This window comes from Sinomonas humi, assembly GCF_000802235.1.
Lineage (GTDB): Bacteria > Actinomycetota > Actinomycetes > Actinomycetales > Micrococcaceae > Sinomonas > Sinomonas humi.
Genome location: NZ_JTDL01000111.1, coordinates 1 through 6,706 on the forward strand (window position 1 = coordinate 1; position 6,706 = coordinate 6,706).

Here is a 6,706-nt window from a genome sequence, read left to right on the forward strand (position 1 = left end):
TCGCGATGGGCAGGAACCACAGCGGGACCATGGCCGGGAAGTTGAACGGGCTGATGATGCCGACGACGCCGAGGGGGGCCTTGAGCGAGTGGACGTCTACGCCGGTCGAGACGTTCTCCGAGTGCTCGCCCTTGATCAGGTGCGGGAAGCCCGTGGCGAGCTCGACGACTTCGAGGCCGCGGGCGATCTCCCCGGCGGCGTCGGAGACGACCTTGCCGTGCTCGGAGGTGATGACCTCGGCGAGTTCGCCCTTGCGCTCGTTGAGCAGCTCGCGGATCCGGAACAGGATCTGCTGGCGCTTCGCCATGGACAGGTCGCGCCAGGCAGGGAAGGCCTTCTGCGCCGAGGAGACCGCGGACTCGATGTCCTGCGCGGAGGCGAGGGAGACCCGCTTGGTCTCGACGCCGAGGGCGGGGTCGAACACGGGCGCTGTCCGCTCGCCGGCAGAGGGGTATTCCTTGCCCCCAATCCAATGCGGGACGACGGGCAGGTCCTGGGCTTCGGTCATAGTCTCTCTTCCGGTCTCGCAGCCAACGGGATGTGTTTCTCACACTATGGAGGGATCGTTGCTCTCTGCCTTGGACTGATGTCCTTTCTGCCCCGCTTTCTAGGCCAGATGTCTGAGCCTCTTCGGAACGATGGGGAACAGCGTTAGACCTCACCGGATGCCAAGAGGCCCAGCATCTTTTCGACGCTGGGCCCTGTGGCGCTTGCTTTGGGTCCGGCAAGCCCTGAGAGGGGAGGGTGCTAGCGCCCTCCGCGGAATCTCGCAGGGGAGAAGGGGAGGAGCACTGGGCTGAGGTGGTCCTCCCGGATGAGCCTCGTGAGCACGCGGGCGGTGCCCGGCGCGAGCGTGACGCCCATCATGCCGTGGCCCGTGGCGACGAAGGCGTTGCTGAGCCTCGGCAGCCGGCCGATGACGGCCAAGCCGTCGGGGGACATTGGCCGCATGCCCGCTCGAGGTTTGATCTCTGAGGGCTGGGGGGCTTCCCAGTCGCGCAGGTACTCGCCGGGCGCGCGCAGGATCGCGTCGACGCGCACCTGGTTGATGCTCTCGTCGAGCCCGCCGAATTCCATCGTCCCGGCCAGCCGGAACCGTTCGTTGAACGGGGTGACAGCGACCTTCGCGTCATAGAAATTGGTCGCCCCGCGCAGCCCGTACGGCTTCAGCTCGATGCAGTATCCCTTGCCCGGGCGGATCGGGATGTCGGCGCCGAAGAGCTTCGAGAGGGGACCCGTCCACGCGCCGGCGGCGAGCAGGAACTTGTCGCCTTCGAAGATGGAGGTCCCCGACGAGACGCTGACCACCCGCCCGCCGGCCACCTGCACTCCGTCGATCGGGGAGTTCTCGACGATCTTGACGCCGAGCCCGACGAGCTTGGCGTACAGGGCGCGGGTGAAGGCACCCGGGTCGAGGTGCAGTTCCTTCGGGTAGAACAGCCCGCCGCGAACGGTGTCGTTGAGCTTCGGCTCATGGACGCGCACGTCATCGCCCATCAGGACCGTGGGATCAAGCCCGAATCGCCTGGTCAGGTCGACATAGCCGAGATGGTGCTGCATGAGCTCGTGGTCCTTGAAGGCCATGAGCATTCCCGTGTGGTGCAGCTCGTAGTCGATGCCTTCCGCGCGGTATTCGTCGAAGAGCTGGACCGTGTCGGCGGCAAGCTCGAGATCGGCCTGGAAGCCGGCCCGCTGTGCCTTGGCGTTCGAGGCGCGGAACATGCCGAGCATGAAAGAGAGGAAGTCGGCCTTGAGCGAAGGCTTGATGTAGAGCGGGCTGTCGGGCCGAGTCATCCATTTCAGGGCCGAGAGGACGACGCCCGGCCCCGGGACCGGTGCCGAATCGCCCGGTACTACCCAGCCGGCGTTGACATCGCTGGCCCCGAGACCCGTTCTCCGGGCGTCGACGAGGGTCACGCCCTCGCCTTCGCGGGCGAGATGGTAGGCGGTGGTCAGTCCGATGACGCCGCCGCCGATCACTACAGTGTGCATCTTCGGTCCTTTCTTCCGGGGAGCCTAGTCGGCCACGAAGTAGAAGCGCTTGTTCACGAACTCGCCCATGCCCAGCGGGCCCATTTCACGGCCGAAGCCCGAGCGCTTGACGCCGCCGAAGGGCAATTCTGCGGCTTCGGCTGCAATGATGTTGACGTGGGCCATGCCTGCCTCGATGCGGGAGGCGATCTTGGCTGCACGTGCTTCGTCGGTCGAGAACACGGAGCCGCCGAGGCCGAAGTCGCAGTCGTTGGCGAGCTCGAGCGCCTCTTCGTCGCTGGAGACTCTGAACACCGTCGCGACCGGACCGAAGATCTCCTCTCGGAAGGAGGGCGATTCGCGGCTGATTCCGGTGAGCACCGCCGGCGAGTAGTAGGCGCTTTCGCCCTCGACGAGGACGCCCCCGGCCTCCAGGGTGGCGCCGCCGGCGACGGCGCGCTGGACCTGGTCGTTGACCTGCTCGGCGGCGGCGCGGCTGGAGAGGGGTCCGTAGCCGCGCTCCGGCATGTTCAGTGGGTCGCCTGCGACGAGGCCCTCGGCGAGCTTCTTCAGCTCGGCCACGAACTCGTCGTAGATGTCTTCCATGACGATCATCCGCTTGTTCCCATTGCACACCTGGCCGCCGTTGTAGACGCGGAAGTTCCAGGCGTCGGCGGCGAGTGCGGCGACGTCGTCGGAGTCGAGCACGATCATCGGATCGTTGCCGCCGAGTTCGAGGACGGCCTTCTTCAGGTGTCGGCCGGCCTGCTCGCCGATGATGGAGCCAGCGCGCTCTGACCCGGTGAGCGATACGCCCTGTACGCGGGGGTCGGCGATGATCGCGGCGATCTGCTCGTGAGTGGCGAAGATGTTGGCGTAGCCGCCGAGGGGGACGCCGGCGTCCTCCATGATCTGTTGGATCGCCAACGACGAGCGCGGGCAGATGTCAGCGTGCTTGAGCAGGATGGTGTTGCCCAGGACCAGGTTAGGGGCGGCGAACCGGGCGACCTGGTAGTAGGGGAAGTTCCAGGGCATGACGCCGAGCAGGACGCCCACCGGGAGGTTCTCGATGGTCGCCTTGCCGGGAATCGTGCTGGGAATCTCCTGGTCGACGGCCAGGCTCGGACCGTAGACCCCGTAGTAGTCGATGATCGATGCGGCGAACTCGACCTCTTCGATGCCCTCCGCGAGGGGCTTTCCCATCTCCCGGGCGATGATGGCGGCGAGTTCTTCCTTGCGCTCTCCGAAGAGCTCGGCGACGCGGCGGACGACGGCGGCGCGCTCCTGGATGCTGCGCTCGCGCCACTCGCGGTAGGCGGCGTCGGCGTTCTTCAGCGCCTGTTCGATCTGCTCGTCGCTGGCTGCTTCGAAGGTCTCGACGACCTCGCCTGTAGCAGGATTCTGGATCCGGTAGCGTGACATGCCACTCCTTTGTTGCTTCTTTGCTGTAGCCGAGACGCCACTGTCTTCAGCGGCGCGCCGATGCCTGGTAGATCGGTTCGGTGCCGACGAGGGCGGGTGAGCTGATGAGTCCTCCGGGCCCCGGTGTCACCAGACGCGGAAGACCTGTCCCGTTTCAATTCCGTGGGCCGAGCGCACGTAGGCCTGAGCCGCTTCTTCAGGAGTGACGCTGTGGAATCCGCGGAACAGCGCACTGTGCCCGTTTGGCTGCTCGATGATTGTCGGGCTGACGGCGTTGATGCGGATGCCGAGAGGCAATTCGAGCGCCGCGGTCTTGACGAAGGCCTCGATCCCGCCGTTCACGGTGCCGGCAATCACGCTGCCCGGCACCGAGTGCTGCGCCAGGATGCCGGTTGTGAGGGTGAAGGACCCCCGCTCCGCGATGTGCGGGATGCCTGCGAGGACCAGGTTGATCTGTCCGCCTAGCTTGTTCGCGAACCCGGAGGAGAAGTCCTCGGGGGTGGCCTTGGCCGTATCGACATAGGGAACCTTGCCCGTTATCGAGACAAGGGCATGGATCGTGCCCACGGAGTCGAAGAAGGCCGGCATCGATTCGGGGGCCGTGATGTCGACTCCAGGCGAGGTCGAGCGGGACACACTAATGACTTCGTCGCCGATTTCCTCGAATGCATCGACGGTCGCGGTGCCGATTGTGCCGGTGCCACCGACGATGAGAACGCGCATTTCTCGCTCCTTGCCAGACAATCTTACGATGCTGATTCGCACGCTATCACGTGGGGATCAAGCATGGGAAGGGGGGCGATTTCGCCCGGCCTCCCTCTCCGCCGGGCTGCCCCGAGGCACGTCCTGAGGGACCTATTGACGGCCCGGAAGGGGAAAGGTACATTGGCGTTGAGCTTGTCAGACAATCTGTCTTCTTGACTAACAATGCTGATCTCAGAGCTCCTGCCCCTTCAGACTCCGAAAGGACCATTCGATGACGAATCCCGAACTCAAGGGCATCCTCGCTGCTGTCGTCACCCCGTTCGACGCAGACGGCAACGTCGACATCGCCGGCATTGAGCGCCAGGTGGACCACATCCTCGGCGGCGGCGCCCACGGCGTGGTGGCCACGGGCAGCACGGGCGAGTTCTATGCGCTCTCCATGGAGGAGCACAAGACCGTGAACGCCGCCTACGCCAAGGCGGCAAAGGGCCGCGGCTTCGCGATCGCCGGCACCGGCGCCCTCACCACCGAGGCGGCCATCGAGCTCACCGAGGCCGCCGCCGAGGCTGGTTCCGACGCCGTCATGACCCTCCCGCCGTACTACGACACCCTGAACTTCGAGGAGCTGCTCGCGCACTACAAGGCGATCTCCGAGGCCGTCGACATCCCGATCATGTACTACAACCTCCCGAGCGTCACCGGCGTCGAGCTCACGCCCTCGCAGTTCGCCGAGCTCGGCCGCGAGACCAACGTCGTCTGGTACAAGGACACGGGCGGGGACGTCACGAAGATGGCCACGGTCATGATCGACCATTCCGAGGACATCACCCCGCTCAACGGCTGGGACACCCTCACCTTCGAAGGACTCGCGCTCGGGGCGAAGGCCGGCGTGTGGGGCGGGGCGAGCTTCATGCCCGGCCTCGCAGGCGAGCTCTACCAGGCCCTCGCCGTCGATCGGGACCTCGATCGCGGCCGCGATCTGTGGAAGCTGATCAACCCCATCTGCGTCTTCCTCGAGCAGCACAACTACGCCGCGGCCATCAAGGCCGGCGTGTCTCTGGTCGGCGTCGATGCCGGAGGCACCCGGCGTCCGGTCCAGCCGCTTGCCCAGGAGCACCGAGACGAGCTCGCCGCCTTGCTGCGCGCGGCCGGAGTCGACGTCGTCTCCAACTAGCTAGGGAAGAGGAACCGATGACACCGCGCAAGGTGATCCACGCCATCGACGTCCACGCTGCCGGCGAACCCGGCCGCGTGGTCCCAGGCGGAGACCTGCTCGTCCGGGGTGCGACCATGGGCGAACGCCTCGTCTACTGCCAGGAGCATCTGGACGGGTTCCGTCGGCTGCTGCTGCAGGAACCCCGCGGCTATCCGGGCCTGTGCGGTGTCATCATCACCTCGCCCGTCAACCCGGGCAGCGCGTTCGGAATAATCGTCTTCGAGCACGGTGGCTTTCGGCCGATGTCCGGAAGCAACACCATGTGCGCCGTGACCGCGATGGTCGAGACCGGGGCCATCGAGGTGCAGGAACCCCAGACCCGCCTCAGGATCGACACAGCTGCCGGCGTGGTCGAGGTCGTAGTCACCGTGCAGAACGGTCGGGCAATCGACGTCAGCGTGGAGAACGTGCCCTCCTTCGTGGTCGAACTCGACCACGAGTTCGAGCTGCCCCACTACGGCAAGGTCCCCGCAGACATCGTCTTCGGAGGGCAGTTCTACGTCCAGGCGCGGGCAGAGGACCTGGGACTCAAGCTGGAACCCGGCCAGACGCGGGAGATCCTCCGCGCGGGCAGCCTCCTGCGGGAAGTAGCACGCCGCACCTTCCCCGTCGTGCACCCCGTGCACCCCGAGATCAGGGGCATCTCGCTGGCAATGATCCATGGGGCGACCGACACAGCCGGGGCAGACGCCAGGAATGCCGTCATCTGCCCGAACGGGCCTGTCGACCCGGCAGACCCTGACACATGGACGAGCACTGTGGACCGCTCTCCATGCGGGACCGGAACCTCCGGCCGCCTGGCCGCGAAGTTCGCCCGGGGGGAGCTGGCGGTCGGCGAGGAGTTCGTGCACGAGAGCATGATCGGATCGCTGTTCCGCGGCAGCGTCCGGGGCCTCGCCGAGGTCGCCGGCCAGGGAGCGATCCTGCCCACCATCGCCGGACGCGCGTGGATCACAGGCTTCCATGACTTCGTGCTCGAAGACGACGATCCCTATCCCACCGGATACCGGGTCGGCGACATCTGGGGCTCGGGGAACTGAACAGGAACACCGACGCGCTCAGGAGCTCCTCGCCTGACCACCCTACTATTTTCGAATTAGCCTGACAATCCGACAACCTCCCCATCAGAGGGTTCTGGGGAAGACGGCAGGAGAGACCATGACGAGTGCGCGGGCAGAGAGCGTTGGCCCGGTAGCGGGCATCACCCGGCGGGATGGCGCGATCCAGGAGATCCGACGGGCGATCGTCAGGGGTGGCCTGCTGCCTGGGGAGAAGGTCACCGAGGTGGGTCTCGCCACCCAGCTCGGGGTCAGCCGGCCGACCCTGCGCGAGGCCCTGAACCAGCTCGCGCGGGAAGGCCTGCTCGTGCAGGAGCCCTTCCGGGGAATGCAC

General features: G+C 66.3%; 7 protein-coding genes. 3 read left to right on the plus strand and 4 right to left on the minus strand.

The genetic code is table 11. From position 1 onward, the window contains the following. The 4 genes from LK10_RS11220 to LK10_RS11235 all read right to left on the minus strand — a co-directional run. Positions 1-508 (minus strand): aldehyde dehydrogenase family protein (locus LK10_RS11220; RefSeq protein ID WP_043123690.1); only part of this gene is annotated, 508 nt, incomplete at its 3' end. 239 nt (positions 509-747) lie between these two features. Beyond that, on the minus strand, positions 748-1,992 hold the full coding sequence (locus LK10_RS11225) for an NAD(P)/FAD-dependent oxidoreductase (RefSeq protein WP_043123692.1): 1,245 nt from the start codon (positions 1,990-1,992) through the stop codon (positions 748-750). Between the two features lie 24 nt (positions 1,993-2,016). Then, positions 2,017-3,393 (minus strand): NAD-dependent succinate-semialdehyde dehydrogenase, encoded by a 1,377-nt coding sequence (locus LK10_RS11230; RefSeq protein WP_043123694.1) that lies wholly within the window; start codon positions 3,391-3,393, stop codon positions 2,017-2,019. A 126-nt stretch (positions 3,394-3,519) separates the two neighbouring features. After that, positions 3,520-4,116, minus strand: a complete 597-nt coding sequence (locus LK10_RS11235; RefSeq protein ID WP_043123696.1) for a short chain dehydrogenase — start codon at positions 4,114-4,116, stop codon at positions 3,520-3,522. A gap of 253 nt (positions 4,117-4,369) precedes the next feature. Here LK10_RS11235 and LK10_RS11240 point away from each other — a divergent pair, with 253 nt between their 5' ends. The 3 genes from LK10_RS11240 to LK10_RS11250 all read left to right on the plus strand — a co-directional run. After that, complete coding sequence (locus LK10_RS11240; RefSeq protein WP_043123698.1) at positions 4,370-5,272, plus strand: dihydrodipicolinate synthase family protein; 903 nt, start codon at positions 4,370-4,372, stop codon at positions 5,270-5,272. 17 nt (positions 5,273-5,289) lie between these two features. Beyond that, the gene (locus LK10_RS11245; RefSeq protein ID WP_043123700.1) at positions 5,290-6,354 is read left to right on the plus strand and encodes a proline racemase family protein; all 1,065 of its coding nucleotides are present in this window, start codon (positions 5,290-5,292) and stop codon (positions 6,352-6,354) included. A 118-nt stretch (positions 6,355-6,472) separates the two neighbouring features. Beyond that, the coding region (locus tag LK10_RS11250; protein ID WP_043123702.1) for a GntR family transcriptional regulator at positions 6,473-6,706 on the plus strand (234 nt) is incomplete at its 3' end.

Excerpts from the sequence above, each read along its gene's own strand:
- LK10_RS11225 (WP_043123692.1), bottom strand. The coding sequence starts at position 1,992 with ATGCACACTGTAGTGATCGGCGGCGGCGTCATCGGACTGACCACCGCC.
- LK10_RS11230 (WP_043123694.1), bottom strand. The coding sequence starts at position 3,393 with ATGTCACGCTACCGGATCCAGAATCCTGCTACAGGCGAGGTCGTCGAG.
- LK10_RS11235 (WP_043123696.1), bottom strand. The coding sequence starts at position 4,116 with ATGCGCGTTCTCATCGTCGGTGGCACCGGCACAATCGGCACCGCGACC.
- LK10_RS11240 (WP_043123698.1), top strand. The coding sequence starts at position 4,370 with ATGACGAATCCCGAACTCAAGGGCATCCTCGCTGCTGTCGTCACCCCG.
- LK10_RS11245 (WP_043123700.1), top strand. The coding sequence starts at position 5,290 with ATGACACCGCGCAAGGTGATCCACGCCATCGACGTCCACGCTGCCGGC.